Consider the following 17,622-nt stretch of genomic DNA (forward strand, 5'->3'; position numbering starts at 1 on the left):
TCCTTGGTGGCTTTTAAAAACAACCACACTATCGCACAAAAGCGGATCAGGAGGCCGTCCACCACATCAAGTCCAGATTTGATCACTATCGCTAAAGGTCTGACCTCAGCCTATGCGCCATTATCTGGCACTATCGTTTCAGAGAAAATGTGGAATGTGCTGGTGCAGGGGTCTGATGAATATGGTCCGATTGGGCATGGCTGGACTTATTCGGCCCATCCGATTTGTGCGGCCGCCGGTGTCGCCAATCTGGAGCTCATTGATGAACTCGGTTTAATGGAAAATGCTGCAACTGTCGGTGCCTATCTTAAAGCTGAATTGATAACAGCGCTAGGCGATCACCGTCATGTCGGAGAAATTCGCGGCAAAGGTATGTTGGCTGCGGTTGAATTTGTTGAAGATCGTGATGACCGCAAGTTTTTCGATCCGGAGCAGAAAGTTGGACCAAGAATTGCAGCAGCTCTGGCAGAAAATGGAGTTTTGGGCCGCGGGATGCCACAAGGTGATATTCTGGGTTTTGCGCCTCCATTTTGCCTAACGAAGGAAGAAGCTGATATCGTTGTTTCCAAAACGGTTGAAGCTGTGAAAAACATTATCTCAGAATTATAGTCAATAATCGAATTCTGCACTTGTTTTGAACAAAAAACACATGAAGCAATGCAATACCGCTTAAAGCATATTTAAAGGTTTCCAGAAATTTTACTTTGGGAACCTTTTTTATTAATAAAAATCAATATCTTCCGTAAATTACCAAGTTGAAGACCTGATCTGTTCAAACCAGTCGCTCTACCTTGCAGCCAAATAAGCATCACCCCGAGCGCATTGTCTCAAACTGACATGCTGCCGTTAATTGAGACCATCTTCAGCTGCGGCTTACTGCCTTGTCAGAAACTTTGCGATATTGCCGTTTAATTACCTGTCTCTTCATCCATTCGTTTTTTACGTTCCAGACGGCGCGTTTGCACAATTCCCTCATAATCCAGTTCACGACTGTAATCGAGAATATGCACTTTAATTGCTTCGATTACCGCTTCTTTATTACCTGACTTTAATGCAGCAAACACTTCATCATGCTCTTGCGCGATGCAATGCACTTCCTTCTGCAAGGTTGAGAGCCCGAAAATGATCGTCAATTGTCGCGATAATGGTTCCCATGTTTTCAGGAGCACATCATTACCGGATATTTCACACAAAGTTCGATGAAATTCGGTATCAAGCCGTGCCACACCATAAGTGTCGCCAGCTTTCACTGCGGCATGAATTTCTGCAATTTTTATCTCCAAAGGGTCAACTATTTGCGGATCATCAACCATTTTCTCCAAAATTTCTTCCGCCGCCAATGTTTCGAGAGCAGTACGGACTCGTAAGATTTTTTCCAACCGATCGACAGAAACATCCATTAAACGCATACCCCGATAGCGTTCATTGATAACAATACCCTGGCTTTCGAGAATCCGCAGAGCCTCACGTACCGGAACACGACTGACATTTAAATCGCGAGCAACTTCTGCCTCCACCACGCGGTCACCTGGCAAAAAAACACCAGTCGCCATTGCCTCTACAATAGCATCAACAACCTGATCAACCAGTGTCCGAGCTTCAAGTGGAGCAAGCTTAGGTAAAACGCCTGAATGTGATGTGAGTTTATTTGTCTGCATCTTATGCACTCAGCTTCTTGATTCGATCAAAATTTTCGTATACGATTATACGATAAAGGATTAGGTGTTCATACTATCTTCAGAGCAAAAAAGCCATCCTTGACATTGAATAAACTAAAGAAACTATCAGAGAGGAACATAGAATGCCACACTCTTGGGGTCTTGATTCTATACGTTGGACATTTTTGGCTGCGACAACTGCAATTGCCTTTACTGGTCTGTCCTTCAGTGGTGCTGCGGCACAAACAATGGGTGGCGACCTGGTTGTTGTTCAGGCATCCAATCCGCCAAGTCTTGATGCCATGGTCACCACATCACAAATGTCGCGTAATATCACCATGAATATCTTTGAAACTCTTTATGGATTTTCAGAAAATATTGAGCCCATTCCAATTCTGGCAAAGGGTGTGGAAATTTCCGAAGATGGGCTGAGCTATAAGTTCCCATTACGCGAAGGCGTCAAATTTCATAATGGCAAGGTCATGACATCTGACGATGTCAAAGCATCTCTGGAACGTTATAAAGCAATCGGCGGCACAACAAGCATGCTGCAAAATGTTAGCTCTATTGAAACTACGGGGGAATATGAAGTTACCTTAAAGCTTTCAAAGCCATCCCCGGGTTTCCTTGAAGCCTTTGCTTCACCAAGAGCACCAGCTGTTATTATTCCGACCGAAGAAACAACCAAACCCGCCAACGAAATCTCCGTCATCGGCACAGGTCCTTATAAATTCGTCGAATATGTACCGGACAGCCATGTTAAGCTGGAACGTTTTCAAGATTATACCGCGGATGAAAGCCATACAGATATCGATGGTTTTGGCGGTAAGAAAACCCCGTTCCTAGACACCGTGACTTTCCGTGTGATTTCAGAACCGGGTGCAGCTGTTGCCGCATTGGAGGCCAATGAAGTACATTTACTTGAACAAATACCCGTGCCCACTGCGCGTCGTTTAAAGTCAAATCCGAATATTAAAATTTACGAAAACATGCCTTGGGCATTTCTTGCCCTTATTTTCAATCTGAATGAAAGCCCATCCGACAATCTAAAATTCCGTCAAGCCGTGCAAATTGCGCTCAATTCCGAAGAAATCATGGCAATTGCTACCGAAGGTCTGTTTAATCTAGACCATGGCTGGATGTATGCCGGAACGACCTACAATGCAGGTGATATAGGCAAAGATAAATATAATATTAATGACCTTGAACAGGCCAAATCCCTATTAAAAGAAAGCGGTTATAATAATGAACCATTCACTATTCTAACCGACACACAAGGACCTGAACGCAACAAAGCAGCAGTTGTCATTGCAGAGCAATTACGGGCAATTGGCGTAAATGTTGTCATCAATCAGGTCGACTGGCCGACGGCATTGCAAATCCGCTTACAAAATACCGGCTGGAATGGATGGACACTGACCATGGGCATCGAGCCCTATCTAGGGCCTGAAGCTCTCATGTCGACATTCACGGGAGCATCTACACATTTCCGCAAACCAGATACGGAAATAGATGCGCTATATGCAGAACTTCTGACCACTGCTGATGTGTCCAAACGCAAAGAGATTTTCGCAAATATTCAGCAACACATGTATGATTTGGCGGCAGTCATCAAACTTGGTGAAACCGGTATGATGCAGGCATCCAAGGCTGAAGTTGCAGGTTTCAAACCGTTCCGCTTCCCGCGCGTCTACAATGTCTGGTTCGAAAAATAAAAACACACACTGGGTACGGTTCGTCTCCGTACCCAAAAATACCGACAAATCTGAAGTCTGCCGGCTTGAAGGAGAAATATTGTGTCAGGTTTTTTATTGCGTCGGATATTGAGCGTTATACCCGTATTATTCGTCGTGTCCTTAGTTAGTTTTGCCATTATCGCCATCGTACCAGGTGACGTTACGGCAGAGCTTGCAGGCTCCGAAGCAACTCCGGAACAACGCGCCCAAATCCGGCAACAGCTTGGCCTAGACATGTCGCTCTATCAACAGGCAGTGCAGTGGTATGGCCGTGCCCTGCAAGGTGATCTTGGACATTCATGGCTATTAAAAGTTCCTGTGACAGATGCAGTACTTGAGCGTCTTCCGGTTACACTATCTCTTGCAGGGCTGGCATTGGTACTGGCCATTATTCTTGGTGTTTTAACCGGTATTCTGGCTGCGATCAAACATGATAGCTGGCTTGATCAAGGCACAATGTCCTTTGCCCTCGCCGGCCTTTCCATTCCTGATTTCTGGTTTGGCCTTATTTTGATTTCCGTGTTTTCTGTTGGCCTTGCATGGTTTCCAACCGGTGGCTATGTGCCAATATCGCAGGACTTTTTCGGCTGGGCACGTTCCATGACGCTACCGGCACTAGCACTGGCATTTACTCAAATGGGCGTCATTGCCCGTATGACACGCTCATCCATGCTGGAGGTGATGGGGCAGGATTATATCCGCACCGCTAAGGCTAAAGGGATGAAGCGCCATGTTATTATCTTCAAACATGCGCTACGCAATGCGTTGGTTTCCGTCATTACAGTTATCGGTGTTATGACCGGCGTTTTATTGGGTGGTGCCATTGTTATTGAAACCGTTTTCGCCTTACCAGGCATTGGTTTGCTGATTATCGGTGCCATTCAGCGTCGTGATTTTCCAATCATTCAGGGCGGTTTGCTAATCACTGCTTCCATTTTTGTTTTCGTCAACATCCTGGTTGATCTGGCTTACGGATGGCTTGACCCGAGAGTACGCAATGGCTGACACAACGACAGAACTCCTCCAAACTCCCCAAACACCAAGCCCTTCAGCAGCACGTCTGACGGCGTTAAAACAATCACTTAAAAGATTGTTTATGCATCGATCATTCCTTGTCGGTGCTTTGCTGTTTGGTCTGATTGTTTTTATGGCCGTTTTTGCCAATCTGATTGCGCCTTATGATCCAAACAAAAACAATTATCGTGAATTGCTCATGCCCCCTTCGCAGGAAAACTGGTTTGGAACCGATGCTTTCGGTCGTGATATTCTCAGCCGCGTTATTCATGGCACCCGCATTTCATTAATGATCGGATTGTCGGTCACGCTGGCAACAGGTGTTTTGGGTATTATCTTTGGCGTATTAGCTGGTTATGTGCGCTGGCTCGACAATACGCTTATGCGGATAATGGATGGTTTTATGGCTTTCCCAAGCGTTTTATTGGCCATAGCACTGGCCGCAGCACTCGGCCCTTCTCTGATGAATGCAGTCATAGCGCTGACCATCACATTTACCCCCCGGACCGCACGCATCATGCGCTCCAGCGTTATGATCATCCGTGAATTGCCTTATGTGGAATCTGCCGTTGCGGTGGGTGCCGGACATATGCGGATTATCTTGCGCTATATTCTGGCTAATGCCATCTCGCCGCTTATTGTACAATTGACATTTGTTTTTGCCGTTTCCATCTTGTCTGAAGCAGTTCTCAGTTTTTTGGGAGTCGGCCCTCAGCCGCCAACACCAACACTGGGCAATATCATTGCTGACGGACGTACATATTTGCAAGAAGCGCCATGGGTCGCTTTCTTTCCCGGCATTATCATCATGATGGCAGTTTTAGGACTTAACTTAATGGGTGACGGTCTACGTGACGTGCTGGACCCGAGAATGCGCTCCCGACGCGCTTAAGGATATTATATGCGAAAAACCGTCTTTATCACTGCTGCCGGTCAAGGCATTGGCCGCGCTTGTGCTGAAAAATTTGCCCAAAACGATGCTCACGTAATCGCCACAGATCTGAATGTTAGTCTTCTGAAAGGTTTGAATGCCGAATGTTATGCTCTGGATGTGCGTGACGAGGCGGCAATGCAGGCGTTAGCCAAAAAACTCAACACGGTTGATGTCCTAATCAATTGTGCAGGTATTGTGCATAGCGGCACGGTTCTTGATATCAAAACGCAAGAAATCGATCTTGCCTTTGACATCAATCTGCGCGGTATGATCCGCACCATTCAAGCTTTTTTACCAGCGATGCTAGCACAGAAACAGGGTTCTATTATTAACATTGCTTCTGTGGTCAGCAGTCTGAAAGGCGCACCCAATCGCTGCCTCTATGGAGCAAGCAAAGCAGCCGTTATCGGACTGACAAAATCAGTTGCTTCTGACTATGTAACGCAAGGTATTTGTTGTAATGCTATTTGTCCGGGCACTGTGGAAAGTCCGTCTTTGCGTGAAAGACTGATTGCAACAGGTGATGAGGTAACAGCGCGCAGCCAGTTTATTGCCCGTCAGCCTATGGGACGACTTGGCACTCCTGAAGAAATTGCCGACCTGGCCTTTTATCTAGCAAATGCTGCCTATACGACGGGACAAACCATTACGATTGATGGTGGCTGGACAATTTAAAACATAAGAATATCACACCCGAAAGCCCGGTTTACACCGGGCTTTTTTAGTTACTTATTGAGGCTCGTGCCCCACTTTTTGACATTGCACACCAAGCCCCTCAATTCCAAGACGAATAGTCTCTCCGCCCTGAAGATAAAGAGGCGGCTTTTGCCCCATCCCAACGCCCGGAGGCGTACCAGTTGATATAATATCACCCGGCTGCAAGCTCATACAACGACTGACATAAGAGATCAGCTCCGGCACACCAAACACCATCGTTTTGGTGGAGCCGTTCTGATAGCGATGACTATCCACATCCAGCCACATCGCCAGATCATGCGGATCAGCAATTTCATCTTTGGTCACGAGCCAAGGGCCAATAGGCCCAAATGTATCAAAGCCTTTGCCTTTATCCCATGTGCCCCCACGCTCCAGCTGCCATTCACGTTCTGACACATCATTAATCACACAATAACCAGCCACATGATCCATGGCATTCGCTTGATCAATATATTTACCGGCTTTGCCAACCACCACACCAAGCTCAACTTCCCAATCCGTTTTAGTTGAGTTGCGTGGAATTAATACCGTATCATCGGGTCCGCAAAGAGCACTGGTCGCCTTCATGAAAATAACAGGCTCTGCGGGTACAGGCATCCCCGCTTCAGCAGCATGATCTGCATAATTGAGGCCTATGCAAATAAATTTCCCAACGCGGCCAACGCAAGCGCCAATACGAGGCAAGCCTTCCACCAAAGGCAGTGTTTTCAAATCCAGCCCGCGCAAACGATCAAGCCCTTCCGGCGAGATCACGTCACCGGCAATGTCGTCCACCACCGATGACAAGTCACGCAATTGACCTTCACCATCCAGAATACCAGGTTTTTCTGCGCCTATATTACCAAACCGCACCAGTTTCATATTCAACTCCTCCTTTAATAAGTCGCTCGACCACCCGACAGGTCAAAAACTGCACCTGTTGTAAATGAATTTTCCGCACTCACCAGCCATGCGATCATGGAGGCCACCTCTTCAAGCTCCAGAAAGCGCCCGCGCGGGATTCGCGAAAGCATGTAATCAATATGGCTCTGCTGCATCTGATCAAACAAACGCGTACGCGCTGCGGCAGGTGTGACACAATTAACAGCAATATTACTGCCTGCAGTTTCCTTACCTAATGACTTGGTCAATGCAATAACGCCTGCTTTCGAGGCTGAGTAAGCAGCAGCATTTGGATTACCCTCTTTACCCGCGATTGAAGCAACATTAACTATCCTGCCATAACCTTGCTTTTGCATGGCTGGCACAAGCGCTTTGCAGCAATGAAACACTCCATTGAGATTGATATTGATGATCTTGTGCCACTCATCCACCGGATAATCAGCAAGCGGAGCATTGCTACCAGCGATACCGGCATTGGCCACCAAAATATCAATTCGCCCAAAAGAGCTTTCAGTTTTTGCATGAGCGGCCTCAACCGCGGCATAATCTGTTTGATCAACGGCACAAAAAATTGTGCCACCTCCAAGCTCTTTGGCACATTGTGCCACAAGTGCTTCGTCCTGATCCCAAAGTGCCACCTGCGCACCTGATGCAATCAAACGCTCGGCAACAGCTCTGCCGATACCTTGCGCGCCACCTGTTACAATGGCAAAACGCCCGTTAAGATTAATCTGGTTCATCGGCTCCGTCCTTCCTTAAGCTTGAAAAAATGATAAAACATCAGGTGTATATTGTGCCAAAAGCTCCGGCAGCGGTTCACAACCCAGCCCCGGCATATCCGGAATGGCTAAATATCCCTCATCATCAAGTTGCCAGCGTGTTGCAGTCAAACGGTCGACATAGGCGCTACCGCCGATATATTCGACCAAATCGCAGTCGTAAATAGCGGAAGACAGCTGCAGATCTGCAGCCAGTCCCAGAGCCGTATTCCAACCATGTCCGATATAACGAATGCCGAATTCCTGCGCCATCCATGCAATACGGCGTTGCTCGCTGATGCCACCAACCTTGGTCACATCCGGCTGAATAATATCAAAAGCACCACGCACCAACCAAGGCGTGAAAGACTGGCGCCGGGTCAATACTTCACCGCCGGAAATCGGCACCGGACTTTGACGACGCAATTCGACAAAATCATCTATCGCATCCGGTTTGAGCGCTTCTTCAAACCAGCCGACATTATAATCGGCTAGCATTTTGGATGTATTGAGTGCCCATTTCAAACCATTTGGCCAGTAAGCATCACTGGCACCCGCATCAACCAGCAATTGCGCATCATCTCCCACAGCCTTGCGTGCAGCTGCAATAATAGCCCGGTCATTGCGTGCATCACCGGTACGCCCAAAAGGACCCCATCCAATTTTAAAGGCCTTAAAGCCCTGCTCGCGATGTGGAGCTAAGATAGTTTCCATCTTGTCAGGTGCATCCATCAATAAAGAGCAATAAGGCTGAACACGGTCACGGTAGCGCCCCCCCAGAAGCCTACCGACAGACAAACCAGTTGCTTTACCCAGAATGTCCCACAGTGCCATATCGATGCCGCTGATCGCATGAGTGATCGAACCGCCGCGCCCCATCCAAAATGTGTTCTGATGCAGCTTTTCTGATACCCGCTCCGGCTCCAGTGCATTCTCACCAAGTAGCAGCGGCTCAAGCACTTCCATAGTTGCCTGCACCAGCGCACCATTGGTAAAAACACTGCCATAACCGGAAAGACCGCAATCTGTATGCACTGCAATCAGCGCATGAATACTGTCTTTAGCTTTAATCTCATGGCTCCAGCCACCTTGCGGGCTTTCACCAAATAAAGGGGCAACACGCACCGCAGTAATACGGGCAGACGAAGACCTATCTGTGCTGCTTTGTTGTTTGAGCATGAATGCGTTCCTAGTGTTTCAGAAATTTTGATTTTAAGAAATGAGTCACCTTGACATAATCAATATCGTATACAATCATGCGAAACAAGACTATTTTGCAGAGGCAGCCATGGACAACACAGCTATTAAAAGTCGTATCACGTGTAATATTGATTTTGACAAAATCGGACGGCAGGCAAGCTACGCGCGCGCGCCGCTCTCGCGAAACAATTCAGGCTGGGGAACAATGGAAATCCCCATTATCTGCGTAAAAAACGGCAACGGCCCTACAGTCCTGCTCACGGGCGGTGTCCATGGTGATGAATATGAGGGGCAGATTGCGATTTCTGATTTAGCCCGCCGTCTAAAACCTGAAGAGGTACAAGGCCGCGTCATTATGATGCCAGCGGTCAATATGCCGGCCGTGCTTGCCGACACGCGTCTTTCACCTATTGATGGCTGGGATATTAACCGCTGCTTTCCCGGTGATCCACGCGGTACATTCAGCCAGATGCTGGCTCATTTTATGGATAGTTTCATTCTGCCGATGGTTGATATCTCGGTAGATATGCACACCGCCGGTCACTCCAATGACTCGTTTCCCTCCACCAACATGCATTACTTAAACGATTCGGCGATGCGGGCAAAAACAATGGCCGCAGCTGAAGCCTTTGGTGCGCCATTTAATGTGGTATTTGCCGGCGTAGATGAAGGTGCAACCTTTACCTCATGCGTCGAACGCCGAAATATTATTTCACTTGGTACAGAGTTAGGTGGCTGGGGACGCGTCAATATTGACGGTGTACGCATTGGAAAACGCGGAATTCTCAATATTCTCAAACATATGAATGTTGTAGAAGGCACACCGGAAACAGATCAAAAAGACGGCTCTGCCGGTACGCGTCACATGATGGTCAATTCCCCGGATGTCTATATTTTCACACCGCGCGGTGGTCTTTATGAACCTGCCCATAATGTGGGTGAAAAAGTCCGTGCCGGTGACATTGCCGGATGGTTACATTTCGTTGAAGATATTGATCACGAGCCCATTGTTCTGCACTATCAACGAGACGGCATTTTATGGTTTGGCGCAGGTCCGGGACGTGTAACCCGTGGCGATACAGTTGGCGTTGTCATGTCAGACTATGATGACCGCTGGAATGGGAATTGAAATGAATACTGAACCAATGACATCGGTCTTAATCGTCGAATGTATGCAAGAAATATCTTCCTTCAATCCTGTGCAGTCCGATTATGAACTGTTCCATATTGAAAAAGGCGAGGAACTTTTTCAGCATCGTGGACGCAATACAGCAATTGGTGGTGCATTATCCGTGTTGGAAAAACACCATCATATCAAAATTATCCCAACTATGGCGGCCAGAGCCGACAGTGCAGGTATTCTATCTGCTGATGGCTGGCAGTGTTTATCGGCTGAAATTCTTACAGCCGTGCGCCAGAATATTGATCAAGCAGATGCGGTTTATGTCAGTTTGCATGGCGCCATGGGCGCTGTCGGAGAGGCAGACCCGGAAGGTGAACTGCTGCTGCAAATCCGCGCCATGGCCGGAAAAGATAAGCCAATTGTCACATCACTCGACTTGCATGGTATTTTGACCGAAAAAATGATCCGTCAAGTGGACGGCATTACAATCTACCATACCTATCCGCATGTGGATTTTGCCGACACCGGCATGCGTGCCGCATCCTTGCTGCTCAATCGCTTAGCGGCACGTAAACCAGCGACTATCGTCCGCACGGTTATTCCTGCTCTTGTACGCGGCGATGAACTGATTACCGAAACCGGTTTTTATGGTGAATTGATCCGCGAATGCAAAAAGCTGGAACAAGATGGAACCGTACTTGCAGCGGGTATTATGATCGGCAACCCATTTACCGATGCACCGGAGCTTTGCACACAAGTTATTCTTGTGACCGAGAATGAAACTCAAGGACAGTCTTTGGCCAATCAACTTGCCAGCCGCTTCTGGGAACAGCGCGAGCGAATGCAAGGGCAGCTGATTGCCCTGCCCGAGGCTATTGAAGAAGCCCGCACTATGCATGGCTCTGTGGTTTTTACTGACGCGGCTGATGCCACATCATCAGGTGCAAGCGGTGACTCCAATGCCATTCTTAAAGCCTTGCAACAAGGGCAATATCAAGGCCGCGTATTGGCACAAATTGTCGATCCAGAAGCTGCAAAAGCTGCACATCAGGCAGGTGTTAACAGCACCATAACAATCAGTATCGGCGGCAAAATGGATGCTGCACGTTTCACACCCATACAGGTGACAGCAAAAGTCAAACTATTATCTGATGGACGTACCAAACTTGAGACAATGAAAACACCGCTTAATGGCGGGCTTTCTGCTGTACTCGAATTTGATAATTTCACTGTTGTTGTTCTCAGCCTGCCAGCCATGCTATTTGACCGTTCTCTTTATTATTCCAATGGCCTGAACCCTGCTGATTTTGATCTGATCGTGGTGAAATCACCCCATACCGAACATCATATGTACGATGCGTGGGTCAGCCGTAATTTCAATATCGATGCGCCTGGTTCCACCTCTGCGGATTTAAAGAGCCTTGGACATACAATCTGCCAGCGTCCTATGTTCCCGCTCGATCCTCTCACAGCTTTTAAACCCGAAGCAAAAATCTATCGACGCGAGTAATGGTATTGACATGAAAATTGAAACAGTTGACCTGTTCTATCTATCCATGCCGATTGTAACGGAAGAGGCAGATGGAAGTCAGGACGCATTATTAGTGCGCGTTACGGCCGGTGGCTTCACCGGCTGGGGTGAATGTGAGGCAGCTCCGCTGCCTTCAATCGCGGCCTTTGTCTGCCCCAAATCTCACGGTGTCTGCCGTCCGGTGCAAGAATCCATCATCGGTCAAAGACTTGATGACATTAGTGATATTGCCCGTATTTCTGTTCTCGCCAATTATAATTCCATGGATCTTCTGCAAGCACCGCATACGCTTTCAGGCATTGAAATGGCCTTATGGGATTTATTGGGTAGAAGGCTTGACGCACCAGCATGGAGCCTGCTCGGCCATCAAAAATCCTGCGATAAAATACCTTATGCATCGCTTCTTTTTGGCGATACCCCTCAACAAACATTTGAAAGGGCGCGTACTGCCTGCCATCAAGGGTTTCGCGCCGCAAAATTCGGTTGGGGGCCAATCGGCCGCACAACAGCGGCAGATGACGGGGCACATTTTACAGCTGCACGTGAAGGGCTTGGAGCAGAAAGTGACCTGATGGTTGATGTCGGTCAAATTTTTGGCGAAGATGTGGATGCCGCCGCCGCACGCCTCTCCTTCATGGATGAAGCACGAATACGCTGGTTTGAAGAACCGTTTGAGGCGGGTGCTCTAGCCGCTTATGCTGATTTGGCAAACCGTCCGGCCAATGTCCGTATCGCAGGCGGAGAAGCGGCCCATAATTATCATATGGCCGAACATCTCATGACCTATGGCCAGATCGGCTATATCCAGATTGATTGCGGCCGTATCGGTGGTTTGGGACCAGCACAAAGAGTCGCCAACACAGCCAAAGCACGCGGCATTCCTTATGTTAATCACACTTTCACCTCCCATCTGGCTCTATCAGCTTCCTTGCAGCCTTTTGCCGGATTTCAGGATGATTATATTTGCGAATATCCGGCTGCACCAAAACAACTGGCGCTAGACATCACACGCAACCACATCACGCCCGATGCAAACGGCTATATCCGTGCACCTGAGACAGCAGGACTTGGCATGGAGATTGCCACCGATCAGCTAAAACCTTATCTGGTTGAAACTGAAATCAAGGTTGGGAATCAAATTATTTATCAAACCCCGACCCTATAAAGATAAAGGCCGGTAAAACCGGCCTTTTTTAGTGTTCTAATGGAAAATGACATGCTGCCTGATGAGTGGCGCTTGAAATTGCGCTCATCGGTGGCGCAACGCTTTTACAAATATCTTTTGCTATCGAACAGCGGGTATGAAACCGGCATCCCGAAGGTGGATTTGCCGGGCTCGGCAGATCACCTTTAAGAGCTGCAAAACGTGTTTTTCCTTTATTACGAGACGGAGATGAATTCAGTAATGCAGCAGTATAAGGATGTGCCGGATGATTAAAAATCTCATGCTTCGAGCCGGTTTCCACCACTTGACCTAAATACATTACCATCACCCGATCCGAAATATGACGGATAACACCCAAATCATGGCTGATGAACAGATAGGTCAGATTAAGGTTTTGTTTGAGATCATGTAAAAGATTGAGAATTTGCGCCTGAATGGAAACATCAAGTGCAGATGTTGCTTCATCACACACGACAAACCGCGGTTTAAGCGCCAATGCGCGCGCAATACAAATACGCTGGCGTTGCCCGCCCGAGAACTCATGCACAAAACGGACCGCGTGATAACTGGCTAAACCAACAAGATCCAGCAGCTCATTCAAACGCTTTTGCCGGTCAGCCCCACTATAGCCACCATGTATGATCAACGGTTCTGTAATCAGCTCACCAACTGTCATACGTGGGTTGAGCGAGCCGAACGGATCTTGAAAAATAATCTGCATATCGCTTCGAAGCGCACGCATTTGCGATGAATTCAGGCTTTTAAGTTCAGTGCCTTCAAATTCAACTTGCCCGCCGGTTGCTTCCAGCAGCCGTAATACCATTCGCCCTAATGTGGTTTTACCACAACCACTCTCCCCCACCACGCCCAATGTTTCACCTTGATGAATGGTGAAGGATACATCATCAACAGCCCTGACAACACGCTGTTTTGATAAAAACCCGCCACCAGAGCGAAATTCTTTACGCAGGCCTTCAACACGTAACAAAGGTGATGTCATGATGGAATGTCCGCTGTCATTTGTTTAATATCTCTGATGCAAGCACTTAAATGTCCCGCACTGCATTCAACTAGAGGCGGCAAAGCTTCACGGCAAGCCGGCATGGCCAGCGAGCAGCGCGGCTCAAAGCGGCAGCCGGGCGGCTGATCAAAAGGCGGTGGCACGGTTCCTGGAATTGCATACAGTCTGTCGGTATCAACTTCACTGGATGGAATGCTGGCAAGAAGCCCACGCGTATAAGGATGGGCAGGTGTCTCAAACACTTCCATCGCTTTTGCCGCCTCAACTACTCGTCCCGCATACATAATCAAAACACGGTCAGCAAAAGAAGACATCACACCCAGATCATGGGTAATCATGATTGTGCCCATGCGATACTCTTCTTGGAGATCTTGCAGTAATTCAAGAATTTGCGCCTGAATTGTAACGTCTAATGCTGTTGTCGGTTCATCCGCAATCAAAACCCGTGGCTGACAGGCCAATGCCATCGCAATCATTGCACGCTGTCGCATACCACCCGACATCTGGTGCGGATAATCATCCACACGCTGTGCGGGAGCCGGAATACCAACACGACCCAGCGCATCAATCGCTCTGACGCGCGCAAGCCTTCGACTTAAACCTTCATGTCGCGTGACAGTTTCAATGATCTGTTCGCCAACTGTCAAGACCGGATTAAGCGCTGTCATCGGCTCCTGAAAAATCATCGAGATCGAACTGCCACGAATTTCTTCATAGCGCTTTTCACTCGTTTGGAGCAAATCCTCACCCATTAACAACATCTTGTCAGCGGTTATTTTTGCCTGTTTAGGCAACAACCGCATAATGGCCAGTGATGAAACACTCTTGCCACTGCCGGATTCACCAACAATGCCGACGACCTCGCCTTCATGTAGCGTCAGCGAAATGCCATTAACAATAGGCAAGCCACCTATAGAAACAGTAAGATTAGCAACATCCAATAGTAGCGGTTTTCGGGTCATATGCGCGGCTCAATCAGGTCAACATTCACATATCGTATACTATTATACAAAATGAACGGTAGGTCAATAAACAAACTCACCCCATCCAACTTTCCGCCTTATGTGTATGATCGCTGCGTTTGAATTTGTAAAAACGCTCTTAAATCATTAGGCACATTTAGACGACAAGACCTGGTCTTGCACCGGTTGTGTTCCGGTCTATCTCTCATGTTATGCGGCTTTTTTCTCAAATGCCACCGGCGATTTCCAGCCGAGTGTTGAATGTCTACGGCGTGGATTATAAAAGCCATTTATATATTCGAAGATTGCGACCTCAACATCCCGCCTTGTTTGCCAGTGCCTCCGCCATATCAACTCCGCCTTTAATGATTTAAAGAAACTTTCTACTGCGGAGTTATCGAAACAATTACCTTTCCCGCTCATGGATGGCAGCAATTGGTGTTTGAGCAGTAACTTTTGATAATTATGAGCGCAATATTGGCTCCCACGGATGCCCTTGAGTCAAGCGGCAATTTGGTTCTGATTGATCTCTCTGAACCTCCGGATGATGATGCCGAAGACTTCACGAGCAATGTATCGTTTGAGACAGCGAATGGCTTCCAGTTTTGAGTGGCCCTCAGCCGTACGTCTGGCGACATAATCTTTGGTCTTTGGATCCAGCCGCAATCGTCCAATTGCAATGATATGGAGCGCGCTGTTCGCAGCACGGTCGCCCCCTCGGTTCAATCGGTATCGTATTGTTTTACCTGACGATGCAGGAACGGGGCAAACGCCACATAACGCAGCAAAGCTGGCCTCTGATCGCAACCGCTCAGGATTGTCACCTGCAGTCAGCAGAAGTTGGGCCGTGCTATTCAGTCCGATTGAGTGACATGCGATTAATTCTGGTGCCAGTTCTTTGACGATAGCCTGAATCATATCGTCAAGATCAGCGACTTCATCATGCAGTTCGAGATATCGGCGTGCCAGTGATTTAAGTGCGATTTTATAGGATCCTTCAACATCGCGATACCCAGTCAAATCTGGCCGCCAAGCTGGGCTAACCGACAATGGCTCCTGTTTCATTGCCAAAGACACAAAATCGCTACTTCGAGATATCGGTATGGAGGCCAGAACAACGCCTGTCAGAAGCCCGGAATCAAATGGTATGGCTGAGGCATTTGTCAAAACCTTCAAGCGCGACTATGTCAGCGTTAATCCCACCCCAGACGCAAAAACCGTTATCAAATCATTGCATTTATGGTTCGAGCATTACAATGAGCTTCACCCACATAAAGCTTTAGGATATCGTTCACCCCGTGAGTTTATCGCGGAGAAAATTAACCAGTAAAAATGGCCGATCTTTCGGGGGCAACTACAAGCTATGACCCAAGTGGCAAAAGCTAATGTGCCTGGTGGATGAGGATTTTTCTGGCGTGCTGTTGGCGCTTTGCCTTCATAGTCTTTGCAGATGGCGAGAAGTAAAGGCTTATCGTCGGGATCAAAGGCATCGTCAAGCGCCTGACCTGAAGGATTATCACGCGCGCGAAGCATCTGGGTGACCGTTATAGCAGCAATGGCTGCAAAAGCCGCAAAATTCATGAAGGCCTTCGGGTCGCTCATTTTGGCATTTTCAATCTTGAACCCCGCTGATTTCAGCGTACCAATTAAGTCTGCGCTCACTGAATCATGATTTTACAAAAAATGCTAGCACTCAGAGATGTGCGCATCGGATAGCCGTTTCCAACGAGGCTCTGCAGTAGAATTTACGCAGCCATGAAGTCGCAGAGGTGGGTTCATGACGTGCACCTTTTTTAGGACCAGGCGGTTAGGGGATTTTCCGGGTTTTGACGTCGGGCACATCAGAACCAGCTGGCCTCAAGATTGAAATTTCGATATGTACACTCGAAGGCCTAAGGGGTTTCCCGGTTTTTGTAGCTATTGGCTATAAGGCAAAAAGGAAATTCCAATTTTCTGCATTCTTTTGGGTTGTATGGACAGTAAATTATCTTATCAGCAATCTGCCAAGTGTTGCCCGCACAGCACTTCAAATTGGGGACAATGCATTATCAATTAGAAAAATTTGCAATAATCCGATTCAAACCTCAGGATTACCGTTGCTGAATTCTAGAATTTTGATTCAAAATCAAACGGCGTTTACGAAATAGAAATAATGATTGCGCCGACAGCTTTTTGAGCTCACGCTATTGGTATCAATCCGTGAGACTTGAATTATGCCAGTCCGCAAGCAAGAGGCAGAGCGCCTACGCAAACAACGGGAACGACAGCAAATAGTTCGTGAGCGCAACAAACGAGACCGAAAACCATCACGAGATGATATCGCCCGTGTATTGCTCCATATGCTTATCATGAAATCTTATGAGACCAATCAAATGCAAATGCTTGATGGCTACTGAGATATGATTGTTAAACGACTTGTTATCCAGGGTTTTGATAAGGCTGCCAGTTATGCTGTTTTGGATGACCTGATAGAAAAATATACGAAATCTGGATGGCAGTTTTTTTGAAAGCTTCATTTGAAAGACGACGATATCTCGACCAACTGAGTTAGCTATCGTTATGATGCCCATAAATCATATTATGGTTTCACATCTAATGATGATGGCGGCCATTCATCACGGAATTAGCAAACATCGTTTGTGCTGGATTTTGTAATCCCCCCGTTACTTCATAGCACGGCGTTTGCAGCTGAATCGCAATTATAGAGTTTTCTGAAGCCATATTTGAAAACGCAAATGGTAGATTTTCACTATATACAACTGTGGGATCAGCGCGGATGTGACGCTCTAGTCTCTTAAGCAATATGGAGCGATAAAATCTATAAAGCCTGCTGGCATAAGCTATTTTCAAATGTGCCCACATCTTTTTTCTAGAAGGGCCTTCCCGGACTTCACCGGTCCTGCCATATTTCTGGCAGTTCA

The 17,622-nt window shown here is 47.5% G+C and carries 16 protein-coding genes and 3 pseudogenes; 9 read left to right on the forward strand and 10 right to left on the reverse strand.

The features are described from left to right. A partial coding sequence (locus tag ACI0FR_RS15930) for an aminotransferase class III-fold pyridoxal phosphate-dependent enzyme (protein WP_374834402.1) occupies positions 1-609 on the forward strand: 609 nt, incomplete at its 5' end. A gap of 299 nt (positions 610-908) precedes the next feature. Here ACI0FR_RS15930 and ACI0FR_RS15935 read toward each other — a convergent pair. Beyond that, complete coding sequence (locus tag ACI0FR_RS15935) at positions 909-1,658, reverse strand: GntR family transcriptional regulator (RefSeq protein WP_374834404.1); 750 nt, start codon at positions 1,656-1,658, stop codon at positions 909-911. Between the two features lie 143 nt (positions 1,659-1,801). On the opposite strand from ACI0FR_RS15935, the gene ACI0FR_RS15940 reads away from it, so the two are divergent. The 4 genes from ACI0FR_RS15940 (at position 1,802) to ACI0FR_RS15955 (ending at position 6,017) form a co-directional block, all read left to right on the forward strand. Continuing rightward, the gene (locus ACI0FR_RS15940) at positions 1,802-3,373 is read left to right on the forward strand and encodes an ABC transporter substrate-binding protein (RefSeq protein ID WP_374834406.1); all 1,572 of its coding nucleotides are present in this window, start codon (positions 1,802-1,804) and stop codon (positions 3,371-3,373) included. An 81-nt stretch (positions 3,374-3,454) separates the two neighbouring features. Further along, on the forward strand, positions 3,455-4,399 hold the full coding sequence (locus tag ACI0FR_RS15945) for an ABC transporter permease (RefSeq protein WP_374834408.1): 945 nt from the start codon (positions 3,455-3,457) through the stop codon (positions 4,397-4,399). After that, positions 4,392-5,300, forward strand: coding sequence for an ABC transporter permease (locus tag ACI0FR_RS15950; RefSeq protein ID WP_374834410.1), 909 nt, complete (start codon positions 4,392-4,394; stop codon positions 5,298-5,300). Before ACI0FR_RS15945 ends, ACI0FR_RS15950 begins: the two co-directional genes overlap by 8 nt. Before the next feature lie 9 nt (positions 5,301-5,309). Beyond that, complete coding sequence (locus ACI0FR_RS15955) at positions 5,310-6,017, forward strand: SDR family oxidoreductase (RefSeq protein ID WP_404908931.1); 708 nt, start codon at positions 5,310-5,312, stop codon at positions 6,015-6,017. A 54-nt stretch (positions 6,018-6,071) separates the two neighbouring features. Here the strand turns inward: ACI0FR_RS15955 and ACI0FR_RS15960 are convergent, their stop codons facing one another. Genes ACI0FR_RS15960 through ACI0FR_RS15970 form a run of 3 tightly spaced genes read right to left on the reverse strand, consistent with a single transcriptional unit; the run spans position 6,072 to position 8,878 of the window. Beyond that, positions 6,072-6,920, reverse strand: a complete 849-nt coding sequence (locus ACI0FR_RS15960; protein WP_374834414.1) for a fumarylacetoacetate hydrolase family protein — start codon at positions 6,918-6,920, stop codon at positions 6,072-6,074. Between the two features lie 14 nt (positions 6,921-6,934). Continuing rightward, positions 6,935-7,681 (reverse strand): SDR family NAD(P)-dependent oxidoreductase, encoded by a 747-nt coding sequence (locus ACI0FR_RS15965; RefSeq protein ID WP_374834416.1) that lies wholly within the window; start codon positions 7,679-7,681, stop codon positions 6,935-6,937. A gap of 15 nt (positions 7,682-7,696) precedes the next feature. Then, positions 7,697-8,878: a mandelate racemase/muconate lactonizing enzyme family protein gene (locus ACI0FR_RS15970; protein WP_374834419.1), complete on the reverse strand. Its 1,182-nt coding sequence runs from the start codon at positions 8,876-8,878 to the stop codon at positions 7,697-7,699. Between the two features lie 109 nt (positions 8,879-8,987). On the opposite strand from ACI0FR_RS15970, the gene ACI0FR_RS15975 reads away from it, so the two are divergent. Genes ACI0FR_RS15975 through ACI0FR_RS15985 form a run of 3 tightly spaced genes read left to right on the forward strand, consistent with a single transcriptional unit; the run spans position 8,988 to position 12,718 of the window. After that, a complete protein-coding gene (locus tag ACI0FR_RS15975; protein ID WP_374834421.1) occupies positions 8,988-10,028 on the forward strand; it encodes a succinylglutamate desuccinylase/aspartoacylase family protein in 1,041 nt (346 codons plus the stop codon). Between the two features lies 1 nt (position 10,029). Continuing rightward, positions 10,030-11,532: a M81 family metallopeptidase gene (locus tag ACI0FR_RS15980; protein WP_374834423.1), complete on the forward strand. Its 1,503-nt coding sequence runs from the start codon at positions 10,030-10,032 to the stop codon at positions 11,530-11,532. Positions 11,533-11,542: 10 nt separating this feature from the next. Next, entirely contained in the window at positions 11,543-12,718 is a 1,176-nt protein-coding gene (locus ACI0FR_RS15985) for a mandelate racemase/muconate lactonizing enzyme family protein (RefSeq protein WP_374834425.1), read from the forward strand. A gap of 28 nt (positions 12,719-12,746) precedes the next feature. On the opposite strand, the gene ACI0FR_RS15990 is transcribed toward ACI0FR_RS15985, so the two are convergent. From ACI0FR_RS15990 to ACI0FR_RS16005, 4 genes and pseudogenes are all read right to left on the reverse strand, one after another. Then, on the reverse strand, positions 12,747-13,718 hold the full coding sequence (locus ACI0FR_RS15990; RefSeq protein WP_404908940.1) for an ABC transporter ATP-binding protein: 972 nt from the start codon (positions 13,716-13,718) through the stop codon (positions 12,747-12,749). After that, complete coding sequence (locus tag ACI0FR_RS15995; protein ID WP_404908943.1) at positions 13,715-14,701, reverse strand: ABC transporter ATP-binding protein; 987 nt, start codon at positions 14,699-14,701, stop codon at positions 13,715-13,717. The genes ACI0FR_RS15990 and ACI0FR_RS15995 overlap by 4 nt, the downstream gene beginning before the upstream one ends. 210 nt (positions 14,702-14,911) lie before the next feature. Continuing rightward, positions 14,912-15,190: pseudogene (locus ACI0FR_RS16000) on the reverse strand (IS3 family transposase); the annotation flags it as partial. A gap of 12 nt (positions 15,191-15,202) precedes the next feature. Continuing rightward, positions 15,203-15,736: pseudogene (locus ACI0FR_RS16005) on the reverse strand (transposase); the annotation flags it as partial. A 4-nt stretch (positions 15,737-15,740) separates the two neighbouring features. On the opposite strand from ACI0FR_RS16005, the pseudogene ACI0FR_RS16010 reads away from it, so the two are divergent. Continuing rightward, positions 15,741-16,031 (forward strand): annotated as a pseudogene (locus tag ACI0FR_RS16010) (integrase core domain-containing protein); the annotation flags it as partial. Here the strand turns inward: ACI0FR_RS16010 and ACI0FR_RS16015 are convergent. Both ACI0FR_RS16015 and ACI0FR_RS16020 read right to left on the reverse strand, forming a co-directional pair. Continuing rightward, positions 15,965-16,363 (reverse strand): hypothetical protein, encoded by a 399-nt coding sequence (locus ACI0FR_RS16015; protein ID WP_374834431.1) that lies wholly within the window; start codon positions 16,361-16,363, stop codon positions 15,965-15,967. The pseudogene ACI0FR_RS16010 and the gene ACI0FR_RS16015 overlap by 67 nt on opposite strands. A gap of 930 nt (positions 16,364-17,293) precedes the next feature. After that, the coding region (locus tag ACI0FR_RS16020) for a hypothetical protein (protein WP_404908949.1) at positions 17,294-17,622 on the reverse strand (329 nt) is incomplete at its 5' end.

The organism is Paenochrobactrum sp. BZR 201-1 (assembly GCF_044987585.2).
Lineage (GTDB): Bacteria > Pseudomonadota > Alphaproteobacteria > Rhizobiales > Rhizobiaceae > Paenochrobactrum > Paenochrobactrum pullorum.